Here is a 14,840-nt window from a genome sequence, read left to right on the forward strand (position 1 = left end):
GAACAAAAGTTTGCACAATTTCCACAGGGTTTTCCACAGGTAATATCTGGATGTGCACAATGTGGAAAGAGGGATGAGGCCGTTGTTTGTGGGACAAACCGTGGTAGCATCCTTATGTAAGGAATTTTGCCTCCGGCGGGCCCCTTTCTGAATGACCAGAAAGGGGCGAAAGAGTCAGTCAAGGAGGGGGATTTCGATTTCCCCCTCCTTGACAATCTTCCCCTTGAAACGACCAAACATAGGGGGACCGCGGCCCCCCTATTGGATGTACCCCCCAGGCTCTCCTACTGTTACATAACTTGCACCGTCGGCTTACTTCGTAACGCCGCCGGTGCCCAATACGTAGAGGAGGCTACCTGCTAAACCACCCCACGTTGCATCATAGGTAACACCAGGCAGCGCCACCACGCCGCGATACCCACCCGCGCAGACGGCGAAAAAAGTGGGGATAGGACCACCGCTTACCCCTGTTCCAACCAGGTAGTCTACCGTAGACGGGGCTGGTCCACAATGGGGGCGTAAAGCCGGGCCACCGGATTCCTATTTGGGACCACCTAACCCGCTTAATAGCCCCTTTTTCTTTGGATTCCAAAAACCGTTCTTTTTCCAGCAGGGAAAAAGAAACGGGTTTTGAGCGCGTCTCCTCTGTCCTTTCACGTAACAGAAAGACAAAGAAACGGGACGCAAAACCACGCCGTAAGGCTCCCCCTCATCCGCCCCTACCCATATCACACAGCGTCGTGACACAAAAAGGCCGCGCCCGGAAAAAAACCGGGTGCGGCCCCATACCTTATTTTATTCCTTCACGAAATAGGCGATGCCGGTACACCCCGGCCCGGCATGGGTACCAACTACGGAACCGATGGAGCTCTCCAAAACCTCAGCGCCGGGGACGCTGGCCGCCAGAGCGGCCTCACACTCAGCCATAATATCGGGGCTGTCGGCGTTGCCGAAGGAGACGGGCAGGGAAAGGTCCACCGGCTCCTCCTGGAGCTTCTTCTCCATCCACTGGAAAGCGCCCTTCCGGCCCCGGGACTTGGCCGCCGCCTCCACCACGCCGTCCCGGATGTTCAGGATGGGGGTGATGCCCAGCATGCCGCCTACCACGGCGGCGGTGCCGGAGATGCGGCCGCCCATCTTCAGGTACTTCAGGGTGCTCACCAGCGCGTAGAACCGCAGACGCTTGGCCAGCGCCTCCAACTTTTGGGCAATGGTACGGGCGTCCAGGCCCTGGTCCCGCAGCCGGGCCGCCATCTCCACCAGCAGACCCAGACCAAAGGTCACCGTAGTGGAATCCAACACAAAGATGTTGTCCTCGTCCACCATGTCCCGGGCAATCATGGCCGACTGGCAGGTGCCCGAGAGCTGGGAGGCGATGAACAGTCCCACCACCTGGTCCCCGGCGTCCACATGGGCCCGGAACCGCCGGGCAAACTCCTCCGGATTCACCTGGGCCGTGGTGGGCAGGGTCTCCGCCGTCCGCAGCCGGGCGTAAAATTCCTCGTTGCTCAGGTCGATGCCGTCCAGGAAGGACTCCTCCCCAAAGTGGACGGAAAGAGGGACCACCTCCACGCCCAGAGCCTTCTGCCGCTCCGGGGAGAGATCACAGGTGCTGTCAGTGACGATGCGTACCATACTTCTTACCTCACTTTATGCTTCGTTGGCGCCGGTCTCCGGCGCGAAAAACTGGGCCAGCTTCCCCAGGGCGTTCACCAGGGCGTCGCACTCCTCCGGCGTCAGCCCCTCCAGGACCTGCTCCACCATCTGCCGGTGGAATTCCCGGTGGGCCGCCTCCGCCTCCCGGGCCAGCGGCGTGGGCAGGATGCGCACCGCACGCCGGTCCTTCTCGTCCCGCTGACGCTCCACGTAGCCCTTCCGCTCCAGCAGGTTCACCGCCGTGGTCAGCGTCCCCGCCGTCACCCCCTGGGCCGCCGCGATGGCTGTGGCACGGTTGTCCCCGCCGTGGTCCGCCGCCCGGCACACCGCGTCGATCAGGTGGATCTCCCGCAGGGACAGCTTGGGATACCGCGCCGTCAGGACCTCCTCCTCCCGGCGCAGGATCTGGTCAAAGACCTCCACCAGAAACTGATTGATCTTGGCGCCCCGCACCTCCATGCCGCCGCCTCCTTTTCTTTGAAGTTCAAAACATTGGCATTGTATCCGCTCCCGCGCCCCTTGTCAAGCATTTTAGTTTGAATTTCAAATAAAATTTTGGTTTTCTCCATTTTTCCCAAAAATTGGACCAAAAGGGCAGCAAAAAACCGCCTGCGGATGCAGGCGGTTTTCAGGCAATGTGCATTGCGCTTCAGGCCAGCTTGTTCAGCTTGATGGTCATGGCGCTCTTCTTGTTGGCCGCGTTGTTCTTGTGCAGCAGACCCTTAGCGGCGGCCTTGTCGATGGCCTTCACCGTGGCCTTGTAGACAACATCGGCCTCGCTGCGGTTGCCTTCGGCCACCACGGCGTCAAACTTCTTGATCTGGGTCTTCAGCGCAGACTTGGCCGCCTTGTTCCGGGCCGCCTTGGTCTCGTTGACCAGCACGCGCTTCTTGGCAGACTTGATATTCGGCAAACCAAACACCTCCTCCGATGGTATAGTTCTATCCACGGGACCTGCCCGTGCAGGTATCCATTTTAACAGAACCCTTGGAAAAATGCAACCTTTTTTTTGCATTTTTTTGTGCTTTGGATAAAAAAATTGTATTTCGCAAAAAATAGGGGTCAAATGGCGCTGCAGACACTATATCTTGCGGAAGGGAGCGTGGTGATCCATGCTGACGCGGCGGACGGATCTGGCGGTGGAGGCGGAGGCCCTGGCCAAAACGGGGCGGGACGCCCCCGCGCCGGAGGGCGTGCGGGTGCAAGAGGAGAGCCGTGAGGGCTGCCCGGTGACCCGGGTGGAGATCCTGGACGGCAGGGGAGAGGAGGCCCTGGGCAAGCCCGTTGGCACCTATGTGACGGTGGACCTCACCGGGCTGGTGAGACGGGAGGAGGAGGCCTTCCCCCGGTCCTGCCGGGCCCTGGCTGGGGAGCTCTCCCTCCTGCTCCGGCGCTGCCGGGTGCCGGAAAAGGCGCCCGTGCTGGTGGTGGGCCTGGGCAACCGCTCCATCACCCCCGACGCCGTGGGACCCGGCGCCGCCGACCACACCCTGGTGACCCGTCACCTCATCGACCAGGCCCCGGAGCACTTTGGGGACTTTCGGCCGGTGGCCGCCCTGGCGGCGGGGGTGCTGGGCACCACCGGCGTGGAGAGCGGGGAGCTGGCCCAGGCGGTGGCGGGGAAGGTGAAGCCGGGCTGCGTCATCGCCGTGGACGCCCTGGCCGCCCGGAGCCTGGATCGAATCTGCGCCACAGTGCAGCTCTCCGACACGGGTATCGTCCCCGGCTCCGGGGTGGGCAACCACCGCTTCGCCCTCAACGCGGAGACGCTGGGAGTGCCCGTCATCGCCGTGGGGGTGCCCACGGTGGTGGACGGCGCCACCCTGGCTCTCGACATTTTAGAGGAGGTTGGCCGGGACGACCTGGACCCCGCCGCCCTCCGTGGGGTGGGGGGGAGCCTCATGGTCACTCCCAGGGACATTGACCAGCGGGTCAAGGACATGGCCAAGGTCATCGGCTTCGGCATCGACCTGGCCCTCCACCCCCGTCTCTCCGTGGAGGACGTGGAGCTGTTTTTGTCCTGATGGGGGAGCGGGCGGATGCTATCCGCCGGCAAAACCTTCCCCCTTCCAGGGGGAAGGTGGATGGCCGAAGGCCAGACGGATGAGGGTGCGTCCGTGGACCCCACAGACTGTTTTTCTATCCAACACCCCCTCATCCGGCCCTCCGGGCCACCTTCCCCCCCTGTGGGGGGAAGGTTTTGCGCTCGGCCAAAGGCCGCCCTTGCGCCGGCCAAACAGTGCCCAAAACCGTGCTTTCTTTCCGCTCCAGCCCTTGACGGCGGGGAGAAAGGGTGATAAAATGGCTCCACATTGGAAAAGGCAGTGACCGGGAGGAGTACGCGAGGACCCGGACCGCAGAGAGGAGCCGCTTCGGTGCAAGGCTCCCGACGGTCCCGCGGAAGGCGCCCGTGAGCCGCGGAGCGGAAATGCTCTGCCGTCTCGTCCCCGTTAAGGACCCAAGAGTGTGCGCCCCAAGGGGCGCAAATTCAGGTGGTACCACGGACCGTCAGCGTTCGCCCTGAGCCTTTGGCTCAGGGCGTTTTCTTTTGCTTACCTTTATTTTTATCATAAGGAGTGTCTCCCCATGAAAAACACCGAAAAGACCATGGAACAGATCGTGGCCCTGTGCAAAGGCCGTGGCTTCATCTTCGCCGGCAGCGAGATCTACGGCGGCCTGGCCAACACCTGGGACTACGGCCCTCTGGGCGTGGAGCTCAAGAACAACGTCAAAAAGGCCTGGTGGAAGAAATTCGTCCAGGAGAACCCCTACAACGTGGGTCTGGACGCCGCCATCCTCATGAACCCCCAGGTGTGGGTGGCCTCCGGCCACGTGGGCGGCTTCTCCGACCCCCTCATGGACTGCAAGGAGTGCAAGGAGCGCTTCCGCGCCGACAAGGTCATTGAGGACTGGTGCCAGGAGAACAACTTCGACCTGGGCCACAGCGTGGACGCCATGAGCCAGACCCAGATGAAGGAGTTCATCGAGGAGCACCAGATCGCCTGCCCCACCTGCGGCAAGCACAACTGGACCGACATCCGCCAGTTCAACCTGATGTTCAAGACCTTCCAGGGCGTCACCGAGGACGCCAAGAACACCGTCTACCTCCGCCCCGAGACCGCCCAGGGCATCTTCGTCAACTTCCAGAACGTGCAGCGGACCACCCGCAGAAAGCTGCCCTTCGGCGTGTGCCAGGTGGGCAAGAGCTTCCGCAACGAGATCACCCCCGGCAACTTCACCTTCCGCACCCGTGAGTTCGAGCAGATGGAGCTGGAGTTCTTCTGCCAGCCCGGCACCGAGCTAGATTGGTTCAAGTACTGGAAGGACTTCTGCCACCAGTGGCTGCTCTCCCTGGGCATGAAGGACGAGAACCTGCGGCTCCGTGACCACGATCCCGAGGAGCTCTCCCACTACTCCAACGCCACCACCGACTTCGAGTTCGTCTTCCCCTTCGGCTGGGGCGAGCTGTGGGGCGTGGCCTCCCGCACCAACTTCGACCTGAACGCCCACCAGACCACCTCCGGCAAGGACATGACCTACTTCGACCAGGAGAAGAACGAGCACTATATCCCCTACGTCATCGAGCCCTCCCTGGGCGCCGACCGCGTCACCCTGGCCTTCCTGGTGGACGCCTACGACGAGGAGGTGGTGGACGCCGAGAAGAACGACGTCCGCACCGTCCTGCGCCTGCACCCCGCTCTGGCCCCCTTCAAGTGCGCCGTGCTGCCCCTCTCCAAGAAGCTGGGCGACAAGGCCCGGGAGATCCAGGCCGAGCTCTCCAAGTACTTCATGGTGGATTACGACGACGCCGGCTCCATCGGCAAGCGCTACCGCCGCGAGGACGAGATCGGCACCCCCTACTGCATCACCGTGGACTTCCAGACCGTGGGCGACGACAAGACCCCCGCCGACAACTGCGTCACCGTCCGTGACCGCGACACCATGGAGCAGGTGCGTATTCCTATTGATCAGCTGAAGGATTATATTGCTGAGAAGGTGGCATTTTAAGTAAATGCCTCCGGCGGGCCCCTTTCTGAATGACCAGAAAGGGGCGAAAGAGTCAGTCAAGGAGGGGGATTATCGTCGACCCAAAGTCCGCTCCCCTCTCTTTCCGCCTAAGGGCGAAAAGTCGGTCCGCTCCCTTGTGTCTCCTCCTCCCAACACGACCCACTTCGTTGGGCTCGTGTTGGGTACCCTTCTCCTTGACAATCTTCCCCTTGAAACGACCAAGCATAGGGAAAATAGGGTCCCAAATGGAGCCCAGCGAAGCGGGTCCATTTGGGAGAGGAGGGGCAAGGGAGCGGAGCGAGACCTGGCCGTCAGGCCGGGGTGAGCGGTGCGGACTTTGCCCCGACGATGGTCCCCCTATTGGATGTACCCCCCGGGGCCTTCGATTGCTGCGCCCTACAATAGAAGTAACATCAGGCAGCGCCACCACGCCCCGACGCCCACCCACGCAGGCGGCGAAAAAATGTCGGATAGGACCACAAGTTTTCCCCGTTCCACCGGCGGAGTCTCCTGTGGACGGTGCTGGTCCTCAACGGGGCGTAAAGACAGGCCGCCGGATAACTATTTGGAATCACCTAACCCGCTCGGGAGCCCCTTTTTCTTTGGATTCCAAAAACCGTTCTTTTTCCAGCAGGGAAAAAGAAACGGGTTTTGAACGTTCCTTGAGCGACCACGCAGCCCACCCTCATCCGCTCCTTCGGGCCACCTTCCCCCCGGGGGAAGGCTCTGTTTGTTCCCCCTCCCACAGATGAAAAAGGAATCTATCATGAAAAAAATCCCCCTCTTCCAGCGCCATACCGTCCAGTCCTGGCCGGTATGGAAAACGGCCCTCTTTTGGGTCTGGAACCTCTTCTGGGGCCTGTGTGCCGCTCTGGGCATCGGCCTTGTGAGCCTGGTCTTCGCTGCCGTCATCGACCAGAAGGCCATGCTTTTGAGCTACTTCCAAAACCCCCTCATCGCCTTTCTGAACCTGGCCCCGGTGGTGCTTCTCTACTTCCTGCTCTACTTTATCCTGGGTCGGACCGCTCTGGCCTACGGCCTCACCGCCGCCATTACCCTGGGCTTCACCATGGGCAGCTGGTTCAAGCTCCAGTTCCGCAACGACCCCCTCATGTTCGAGGACCTGCTCCTTCTGAAGGAGGCCGGCAACATGGCGGGGAAGTACCAGCTCTTCCTCACCAAAACCATGATTTTGGCCCTGGTGGTCCTCATCCTGGGCTGGCTCTTCCTCCACTTCTGCGTCCGGGGCCGCCCCGGCGCCCGGCTGCGGCTGCTGGGCTTTGCCCTGGCCGTCCTCTGCGCCCTCCCCGTGTGGAACATGACCCAGAGCGACGACATCTACAACAACCGCACCGCCAACAACAGCCTCATCAACCAGTGGTCGGCCACCCAGGTCTACGTCTCCAAGGGCTTCGTCTACCCCTTCCTCCACAGCGTGAAGTCGGCCTCCGACGCCCCGCCGGAGGGCTATGACGCCGACCGGGCCGAGACCATCCTGTCCGCCTACACCGATGCCGACATCCCCGAGGACAAGAAGGTGTCGGTCATCTCCATCATGCTGGAGTCCTACGACGACTTCTCCAAGTACGGCACCCCCACCCTGGACCCCAAGGTGTACGCCGACTACCACGCCCTGGAGGAGGAGAGCATCACCGGCGACCTCATCACCAACATCTTCGCCGGCGGCACCGTGGACTCGGAGCGGTGCTTCCTCACCGGCTTTGCCGATCTGGGCTCCTTCCGGTCCGCCACCAACTCCTACCCCTGGTACTTCCGCAGCCAGGGCTACACCGTCACCGGCGCCCACCCCTGCTACGCCTGGTTCTACAACCGGGAGAACATCAACGTGAACCTGGGCTTTGAGGACTACCGCTTCGTGGAGAACTACTTCTCTCTCATGACCGACGGCGGCGTGGGCTACGATGACCTCTTCTTCCCGGAGCTCATCAAGCTCTGGGAGCAGGACAAGGCCCTGGGCCAGCCCGTGTTCCAGTACAATCTCACCTACCAGGGCCACGGCCCCTACAACGACGACGTGACCTGGTGGGGCGACGACTACGTGGTCAACGACAAGGACTACACCCAGGCCGAGCTCAACATCCTCAACAACTACTTCGGCTCCGTCTACGACACCAACCAGAACCTGGTGGAGTTCTTCGACTACTTCCGGGAAGAGGAGGAGCCGGTGGTCATCGTGGTCTTCGGCGACCACAACCCCTGGCTGGGCGACGGCAACTCGGTGTATGAGGCCATCGGCCTGGACCTGGACTTCTCCACCCCCGAGGGTTTTTACAACTACTACTCCACCCGCTACCTCATCTGGGCCAACGACGCCGCCAAGGAGGCTTTGGGCAACGACTTTGTGGGGGAGGGCCCCACGGTGAGCCCCACCTTCCTCATGAATGTGGTCTTTGACGCCTGCGGCTGGACCGGTTCGGCCTACATGCAGGCCACCCAGTCCGTCATGGAGCAGGTGCCCGTCATGAACACCCCCACCGGCCTCTACATGGAGGACGGCGCCGTCACCGGCACCCTCACCCCCGAGGGCCAGGCCCTAGTGACCGACTTCGACATGCTCCAGTACTACTACCGCAAGAACTTCATCTACGACGACCTGCACTGATGGCAGGAGAGTGCCACGCCCCGCTGGTCCCGGCGGGGCGTGGGCTTTTTTCCGCGCAGTGTCTTGTCTGCTCCCAAGGAGGTCCTGCCTATGTCTCCATCTGCCCCCGCTCTTCCGCCGGAGGAAGGGATCGCCCTGCTGCGCCGGGCGGCGGAGGAGGAGGAAACTCTGTCCGGCCTCACTCTGGAGGGGCTTGTCCTCACCGGGGTGGACCTCTCCGGCCTGGAGCTCCGGGACGTGATCCTCCATCACTGCCGGTTTCCCGGCTGCAGCTGGACAGGCGTCTCCTTCACCGATGTGGTTTTCCACACATGCGACCTATCCGGTGGATGTTTTGACGCCGCCTTTTTTCTCCGCGCCGCTCTCACCGACTGTCGCGCCTCCGGTATTCGGCTCCAGCGTTGTCGCATGCGCCAGGTCAAACTGAACGATTGCCGCCTTTCCGAGGCCGATTTTACCGGCTGCAAGCTCCAAAACACCGACTTTTCCCGCTGTAAGCTGGAGCATGTCCGTTTTCCACAAAGTCAGTTTTCCCGGGTCACCCTTGACCACTGTGACCTCACGGGGGCAAATTTTGTCCACACCATGTTGAAGGATATCGACCTCACCACCTGCGGTATTGACACCATCACCCTCTCAGAGAGCTGCGCTGAGCTCCGCGGGGCAGTGGTGGATCTGTGGCAGGCGGCAGGGCTGGCCCGCCGCCTGGGCCTCATTATCAAAGAACCGGAGGAGATTCCCCATGGATAATCTCGTTTTCTGTCTCAACGCCACGGTACCCGTCTTTCTCATGATGCTGCTGGGCTTCATCTTTCGGCGGGTGGGCTTTGTAGACAAGGCCTTTGCCGACAAGATCAACGGCTTTGTCTTTAAGGCCGCCCTGCCCGTCCTCCTCTTTCAGGACATGTCCGGGGCCGACTTCTTCGCCCAGTGGGACGGCGGCTTCGTGGGTCTGTGCTTCGGCGTGACGGCGGTGAGCATCCTAGCCATGATCCTCCTCTCCCACGTGCTCAGCCGGGAGCTCCGGGGCGAGTTCGTCCAGGCCTCCTACCGCAGCAGCGTGGCCCTGCTGGGGGTGGCTTTCATCCAGAACATCTACGGCACCGCCGGCGCCGCCCCTCTCATGATCATCGGCGCCGTGCCCCTCTACAACATCGCCGCCGTCCTCATCCTGGCCCTCATGCACCCCGACCAGGGCGGCCTGAGCCGGGACCGGCTCCTGCGCACCTTTAAAAAGGTGGTCACCAACCCCATCCTCATCGGCATTGTGGTGGGTATGGTCTGGTCCCTGCTGCGTATCCCACAGCCCGTCATTCTTCAGAAGTCGGTGGACAGCTTCGCTGGTGTAGCCACCCCCATGGGTCTCATCGGCCTGGGCGCCTCGGTGGACCCGGAGCAGGCCCTGGCCAAGCTCAAGCCCTCCCTCCTGGCTGTCTTCTGCAAGCTCTTCCTCTTCGCCGCCGTCTTTCTGCCCCTGGCGGTGTGGCTGGGTTACCGCACCGACAAGCTGGTCACCGTCCTCATCATGCTGGCCTCCTCCACCACCTCCAGCTCCTACGTCATGGCCAGAGGTCAGGGCTACGACGGCGCCCTCACCGCTAACACCATCCTGCTCACCACCTTTTTGAGCGCCTTTACCCTCACCGGCTGGCTCTACATCCTCCGGTCCATGGGACTCATTTAAGTACATACAAAAGGACCGCCGACGGGTGTATTAAACCCGTCGGCGGTCTTTTTGTGTCTGATTTGAGGCGACACGACCCTTTTTCGTGGGGCGCGACGACCCGGCGCGCCCTATAAAACCTTCCCCCTGTAAGGGGGAAGGTGGATGGCCGAAGGCCAGACGGATGAGGGTGCGTCGGAAAAAAGAAAAGGCAGATTTTCTATCCCACGCCCCCTCATCCGCTCCAGTGTGCGTACTGGAGCACCTTCCCCCCTGAGGGGGGAAGGTTTTTTACTTAAACTTTTTGCTCTCCAGCACCGCCAGTTCGTCGCAGCGGTTGTTGTAGGGATTTTCGGCATGGCCTGCGTCGTCGCAAAGTCCGCACCGCTCAAAATGCCCTGACGGGCATTTCTCGCTCCGCTCCCTTGCTCCTCCTTTCCCAAACAAACCCGCTTCGCTGGGCTTTGTTTGGGTACCCGTATTTTGGGTCAAAGGCCCTCATCCCTTAAACTTCTTGCTCTCCAGCACCGCCAGCTCATCACAGCGGTTGTTGTACGGGTTTTCGGCATGGCCTGCGTCGTCGCAAAGTCCGCACCGCTCAAAATGCCCTGACGGGCATTTCTCGCTCCGCTCCCTTGCTCCTCCTTTCCCAAACAAACCCGCTTCGCTGGGCTTTGTTTGGGTACCCGTATTTTGGGTCAAAGGCCCTCATCCCTTAAACTTCTTGCTCTCCAGCACCGCCAGCTCATCACAGCGGTTGTTGTACGGGTTTTCGGCATGGCCTTTGACCCAGTGGAGGTTGACGGTGTGGTAATCGCACAGGGTGAGGAGCTTCTCCCACAGATCCGGGTTTAGGGCGGGCTTCTTGTCCCCCTTCACCCAGCCCCGGGCCTTCCAGCCTCTGGCCCAGCCCTTCTCCAGAGCGTCGATGACATACTTGGAGTCGGAGTAGAGCTCCACGATACAGGGTTCCTTCAGCGCCTCCAGGGCGGTGATGACCCCGGTGAGCTCCATGCGGTTGTTGGTGGTGTGCCCCTCGCCGCCGGAGAGCTCCTTTTTGAACTTGCCGTACATCAGGATGGCGCCCCAGCCCCCAGGCCCCGGGTTCCCGGAACAGGCGCCGTCGGTATAGATGGTGACTGTCTTCATGCTTCTCCTTCCAGACCTTCCCCCCTGAGGGGGGAAGGTGTCCCCGCAGGGGCCGGATGAGGGGGCGCTGCGCTCTGCCTCCTGCCGAATCAGAGCGCACACCCCCTCAAATCGTTGTGTAATGTCCAGATTACTGAACCGGAGCAGCTGCAGATGATGGACCTGCTCCAAATACAGGTCCCGCCGTCGGTCCGCGGCCTGCCCCTGGTCCTCATAGTGCTGAGAGCCATCCAACTCGATGGCCAGTCTGGCGGCGGCACAGTAAAAATCCACAATATAGGGCCCGAACACCACCTGGCGGCGGAAGGGGAGGGGGAAGGTACGGAGAAACTGATACCACAGCTTCTGCTCCTCTTTTGTGGCATTTTTTCGGAGCTGTCGGGCATTTTCCCGCATCCGTGGGCGCATATTCCAACACCCCCTCATCCGGCCCTTCGGGCCACCTTCCCCCCTGTGGGGGGAAGGTTTTTCTTTTCTCCTCCGCTGAATCTTACAGCTCCTCCAGGATCTCCTTGCGCTTTTGCTCGTACTCCTCCTGGGTGATGAGGCGCTGGTCGTAGAGGGCGCGCAGCTCGGTGAGGCGGGCCTGGGTATCGCCGGGGGCGGCGGCATCCTGAGCATGCTCAGTGCCGCCCTCCTCCTCGATGTGGATCTCAGGGCCGATATAGCCCTTGCCGAAGGCCTGGTAGAAGTTGGTCCCGGCAATGACGCCGGCGATGATGGTCCAAAGGACGCCAAAGATGGCGCCAAAGCCGCCGGTCATGGAAAATGAGGGGATGACCACAAAGAGGCCGATGAGCACAAAGATGACGCCCACCACGCCCCCCATGACGGAGCCACTCTTACTGGGGCGGTAAGTCACACGTTTTCTCATTCTGTCACTGCTCCTTTCCGTCCTCGGCGATCCCCTTTTCACGCCGGGCCTTCAGGCCCCGCAGGACATAGAAGAGGGAGAGCCCGGTGGCCAGTACAAACCACAACAGGGCCAGGGCGCCGGCCAGCTCCCACCGGTCGGCCACCGCCAGCACCACAAGGGCCACGCCAAATCCGTACATCAGAAGACGAAGGGGGGAGATGCGCTCCTTCCGGGTGCTCACAGCTCCTCACCGCCCTCCTCGGCTTCCTCCTCCTCGTGGTCGGTGCGGGCGAAGGAGATGACCTTCACGCCCTCCTCCAGATTCATGATCTTCACGCCCTGGGCGGTGCGGCCGTAGGTGGAAATGCCGGACACCGCCATGCGGATGATGACGCCAGCGTCGTTGATGACCAGCACGTCGTCGGCGTCGCTGACCACCTTGACCCCCACCACGGGTCCGGTCTTTTCGGTGACATTGTAGCCCTTCAGGCCGTAGCCGCCCCGCTTCTGGGGACCGTCGGCCCGGATATACTCGTCCATATCGGTGCGCTTGCCGTAGCCGTTCTCGGTGATCATCAGCACCTGGTGGTCCCGCTTGGCCCGGGCGGCGCCCACCACGTAGTCGCCCTCCCGGAGATTGATGCCCCGGACACCGGCGGCGTCACGGCCCATGCACCGCACGTCCGTCTCCTTGAAGCAGATGGCCATGCCGTCGTGGGTGACGATCAAAATGGCCTGGTCGCCGTCGGTCTCCCGGACGCAGATGAGCTCGTCCCCCTCGTCCAGGGTGATGCAGCGGATGCCCGCCTTCCGGGCGGTATGGATGGAGGAGAGCTGAATGCGCTTCACCGTGCCGTTCCGGGTCACCATGGTCAGATAACGGTCCTCCGGGAACTCCCGCAGGTGGATCATGGCGGTGACCTTCTCGTCCGACTCGATGGGCAGCACGTTCACCAGGTTGGTGCCCTTGGCGGTGCGGCCCGACTCGGGGATCTGGTAGCCCTTCTTCCGGTGGACCCGGCCCTTATCGGTGAAGAAGAGGATGAAGTCGTGGGTGGAGGCGGTGAACACCGTGTCCACGTAGTCCTCCTCCTTGGTGGCCATGGCAGTGATGCCCTTGCCGCCCCGGCGCTGGGTGCGGTAGGTGGACACCGGGGTCCGCTTGATGTAGCCGCCGGCGGTGAGGGTGAAGACGCACTCCTCCTCCTCGATGAGGTCCTCGATGTCCAGCTCGTCCTCCACGTCCTGGATCTCGGTCTTGCGGTCGTCGCCGTACTTGTCCCGGATGGCGATGAGCTCGTCCTTGAGCACGCCCCGGAGCATGGCCTCGTCGGAGAGGAGCTTCTGGAAGTAGGCGATGCGCTCCTCCAGCTCCTTGTACTCGTTCTCCAGCTTCTCCCGGTCCAGACCCTGGAGGGCCTTCAGACGCATATCCAAAATGGCCTGGGCCTGGACGTCGTCCAGGCTGAAGCGGGCGCACAGGCGCTCCTTGGCGTCGTCGTAGCTCTCCCGGATGATTTTGATGACTTCGTCGATATTATCCTGGGCGATGAGCAGACCTTCCAGCAGGTGAGCACGCTCCTGGGCCTTTTTCAGGTCGTACTTGGTGCGCCGGATGATGATCTCCTCCTGGAAGGCGATGTACTCGTCCAGGATGTGGCGCAGGGAGAGGATCTTGGGCTGGGACTGGTTGTTCACCAGGGCCAGCATGTTGATGGCGAAGGTGGTCTGGAGCTGGGTCTGGGCAAAGAGCCGGTTGAGCACCACCTGGGGATTGGCGTCCTTCTTCAGCTCGATGACGATGCGCATGCCGTTGCGGTCGGTCTCATCCCGGATGTCGGAGATGCCCTCCAGCCGCTTGTCCTCCACCTGGTCGGCCATGTTCTTGATGAGCATGCGCTTGTTGACCTGGTAGGGGATCTCGGTGACGATGATGCGGGTGCGGTCCTTGCCGAACTCCTCGAACTCGGTGCGGGCCCGGACCATGATCCGGCCGCGGCCGGTGGCGTAGGCCGCCCGGATGCCGCTGCGGCCCATGATGATGCCCTTGGTGGGGAAGTCAGGGCCTTTGACGTACTCCATCAAATCGGCCAGGGTGGCGTTGGGGTCCTCCAGCACGCAGATGGTGGCGTCGATGACCTCCCGCAGGTTGTGGGGCGGAATATTGGTGGCCATGCCCACGGCGATGCCCGCCGACCCATTCACCAGCAGGTTGGGGAAGCGGCTGGGCAGCACCCGGGGCTCTTTGCGGGACTCGTCGAAGTTGGGGTCCCAGTCCACGGTGTCCTTCTCGATGTCCCGGAGCATCTCCTCAGAGATCTTGCTCAGACGGGCCTCGGTGTAACGGTAGGCGGCCGGGGGATCGCCGTCCACGGAGCCGAAGTTGCCGTGGCCCTCCACCAGCATGTACCGCATGGAGAAGTCCTGGGCCAGACGGACCAGGGCGTCGTAGACCGACTGGTCGCCGTGGGGATGGTACCGGCCCAGCACGTCGCCCACGCAGGTGGCCGACTTCTTGAAGGGCTTGTCATGGGTCAGGTTGTCCTCGTACATGGCGTAGAGGATGCGGCGGTGGACCGGCTTCAGGCCGTCCCGCACGTCGGGCAGAGCCCGGCCCACGATGACGCTCATGGCGTACTCGATGTAGGATTTCTCCATCTCCGGCACCAGGGGAGAGGTGACGATGGTCTGATTGGGGTATCGGATCTCCTCCGGGTCGTATTGGGGTTTCTTGCTCATCTATTGTTTTCCTCCTTGGGTAGAGGTTGGGTTGGTTGGAATGACGCCCGCTGACCTTCCCCCTGGAAGGGGGAAGGTGGCATTTGCAGAGCAAATGACGGATGAGGGCCGCAGCGTGAAGAAAATGTGCCGGTGGCACATTTTTA

Annotated in this window: 13 protein-coding genes, 1 pseudogene and 1 other annotated feature; of the genes and pseudogenes, 6 read left to right on the plus strand and 8 right to left on the minus strand. The window is 61.9% G+C overall.

The window, feature by feature from the left end:
* Positions 1 to 795 precede the first annotated feature (795 nt).
* The 3 genes from E0E29_RS04515 to rpsT all read right to left on the minus strand — a co-directional run bounded on the left by E0E29_RS04515 (position 796) and on the right by rpsT (position 2,569).
* Positions 796 to 1,635, minus strand: coding sequence for a DegV family protein (locus tag E0E29_RS04515; RefSeq protein WP_130848825.1), 840 nt, complete (start codon positions 1,633 to 1,635; stop codon positions 796 to 798).
* Between the two features lie 15 nt (positions 1,636 to 1,650).
* Positions 1,651 to 2,115 (minus strand): MarR family winged helix-turn-helix transcriptional regulator, encoded by a 465-nt coding sequence (locus E0E29_RS04520; protein WP_130848826.1) that lies wholly within the window; start codon positions 2,113 to 2,115, stop codon positions 1,651 to 1,653.
* A 190-nt stretch (positions 2,116 to 2,305) separates the two neighbouring features.
* A complete protein-coding gene (rpsT, locus tag E0E29_RS04525) occupies positions 2,306 to 2,569 on the minus strand; it encodes a 30S ribosomal protein S20 (protein ID WP_130848827.1) in 264 nt (87 codons plus the stop codon).
* A gap of 199 nt (positions 2,570 to 2,768) precedes the next feature.
* On the opposite strand from rpsT, the gene gpr reads away from it, so the two are divergent.
* The 6 genes from gpr to E0E29_RS18005 all read left to right on the plus strand — a co-directional run bounded on the left by gpr (position 2,769) and on the right by E0E29_RS18005 (position 10,352).
* A complete protein-coding gene (gene gpr / locus E0E29_RS04530; RefSeq protein ID WP_130848828.1) occupies positions 2,769 to 3,680 on the plus strand; it encodes a GPR endopeptidase in 912 nt (303 codons plus the stop codon).
* Positions 3,681 to 3,971: 291 nt separating this feature from the next.
* Positions 3,972 to 4,182 (plus strand) — a binding site (T-box leader).
* A gap of 60 nt (positions 4,183 to 4,242) precedes the next feature.
* A complete protein-coding gene (locus E0E29_RS04535; RefSeq protein WP_130848829.1) occupies positions 4,243 to 5,664 on the plus strand; it encodes a glycine--tRNA ligase in 1,422 nt (473 codons plus the stop codon).
* A 766-nt stretch (positions 5,665 to 6,430) separates the two neighbouring features.
* Positions 6,431 to 8,287, plus strand: coding sequence for an LTA synthase family protein (locus E0E29_RS04540; RefSeq protein WP_165449790.1), 1,857 nt, complete (start codon positions 6,431 to 6,433; stop codon positions 8,285 to 8,287).
* 90 nt (positions 8,288 to 8,377) lie between these two features.
* Positions 8,378 to 9,037, plus strand: coding sequence for a pentapeptide repeat-containing protein (locus E0E29_RS04545; protein WP_130848831.1), 660 nt, complete (start codon positions 8,378 to 8,380; stop codon positions 9,035 to 9,037).
* Positions 9,030 to 9,971 (plus strand): AEC family transporter, encoded by a 942-nt coding sequence (locus E0E29_RS04550; RefSeq protein WP_130848832.1) that lies wholly within the window; start codon positions 9,030 to 9,032, stop codon positions 9,969 to 9,971. The genes E0E29_RS04545 and E0E29_RS04550 overlap by 8 nt, the downstream gene beginning before the upstream one ends.
* Before the next feature lie 144 nt (positions 9,972 to 10,115).
* The gene (locus E0E29_RS18005) at positions 10,116 to 10,352 is read left to right on the plus strand and encodes a hypothetical protein (RefSeq protein ID WP_165449791.1); all 237 of its coding nucleotides are present in this window, start codon (positions 10,116 to 10,118) and stop codon (positions 10,350 to 10,352) included.
* A gap of 306 nt (positions 10,353 to 10,658) precedes the next feature.
* Here the strand turns inward: E0E29_RS18005 and rnhA are convergent, their stop codons facing one another.
* The 5 genes and pseudogenes from rnhA to gyrA form a co-directional block, all read right to left on the minus strand.
* Complete coding sequence (gene rnhA, locus E0E29_RS18620; protein WP_242622398.1) at positions 10,659 to 11,099, minus strand: ribonuclease HI; 441 nt, start codon at positions 11,097 to 11,099, stop codon at positions 10,659 to 10,661.
* A gap of 90 nt (positions 11,100 to 11,189) precedes the next feature.
* Positions 11,190 to 11,525 (minus strand): annotated as a pseudogene (locus E0E29_RS18625) (endonuclease domain-containing protein); the annotation flags it as partial.
* A 64-nt stretch (positions 11,526 to 11,589) separates the two neighbouring features.
* A complete protein-coding gene (locus tag E0E29_RS04570) occupies positions 11,590 to 11,973 on the minus strand; it encodes an SHOCT domain-containing protein (protein ID WP_130848834.1) in 384 nt (127 codons plus the stop codon).
* Positions 11,974 to 11,977: 4 nt separating this feature from the next.
* Positions 11,978 to 12,196 (minus strand): hypothetical protein, encoded by a 219-nt coding sequence (locus E0E29_RS04575; protein WP_130848835.1) that lies wholly within the window; start codon positions 12,194 to 12,196, stop codon positions 11,978 to 11,980.
* A complete protein-coding gene (gyrA, locus tag E0E29_RS04580) occupies positions 12,193 to 14,694 on the minus strand; it encodes a DNA gyrase subunit A (protein WP_130848836.1) in 2,502 nt (833 codons plus the stop codon). Before gyrA ends, E0E29_RS04575 begins: the two co-directional genes overlap by 4 nt.
* Between the last annotated feature and the right edge of the window lie 146 nt (positions 14,695 to 14,840).

Origin of the sequence: Intestinimonas timonensis (assembly GCF_900626145.1) — a bacterium.
Classification (GTDB): Bacteria; Bacillota; Clostridia; order Oscillospirales; family Oscillospiraceae; genus Intestinimonas; species Intestinimonas aquisgranensis.

Coding starts and splice junctions, on each gene's coding strand:
- E0E29_RS04550 (WP_130848832.1), top strand. CDS start 9,030: ATGGATAATCTCGTTTTCTGTCTCAACGCCACGGTACCCGTCTTTCTC.
- E0E29_RS04535 (WP_130848829.1), top strand. CDS start 4,243: ATGAAAAACACCGAAAAGACCATGGAACAGATCGTGGCCCTGTGCAAA.
- gyrA (WP_130848836.1), bottom strand. CDS start 14,694: ATGAGCAAGAAACCCCAATACGACCCGGAGGAGATCCGATACCCCAAT.
- E0E29_RS04570 (WP_130848834.1), bottom strand. CDS start 11,973: ATGAGAAAACGTGTGACTTACCGCCCCAGTAAGAGTGGCTCCGTCATG.
- gpr (WP_130848828.1), top strand. CDS start 2,769: ATGCTGACGCGGCGGACGGATCTGGCGGTGGAGGCGGAGGCCCTGGCC.
- E0E29_RS18005 (WP_165449791.1), top strand. CDS start 10,116: ATGGCCGAAGGCCAGACGGATGAGGGTGCGTCGGAAAAAAGAAAAGGC.
- E0E29_RS04520 (WP_130848826.1), bottom strand. CDS start 2,115: ATGGAGGTGCGGGGCGCCAAGATCAATCAGTTTCTGGTGGAGGTCTTT.
- E0E29_RS04545 (WP_130848831.1), top strand. CDS start 8,378: ATGTCTCCATCTGCCCCCGCTCTTCCGCCGGAGGAAGGGATCGCCCTG.
- E0E29_RS04515 (WP_130848825.1), bottom strand. CDS start 1,635: ATGGTACGCATCGTCACTGACAGCACCTGTGATCTCTCCCCGGAGCGG.
- rnhA (WP_242622398.1), bottom strand. CDS start 11,099: ATGAAGACAGTCACCATCTATACCGACGGCGCCTGTTCCGGGAACCCG.
- E0E29_RS04540 (WP_165449790.1), top strand. CDS start 6,431: ATGAAAAAAATCCCCCTCTTCCAGCGCCATACCGTCCAGTCCTGGCCG.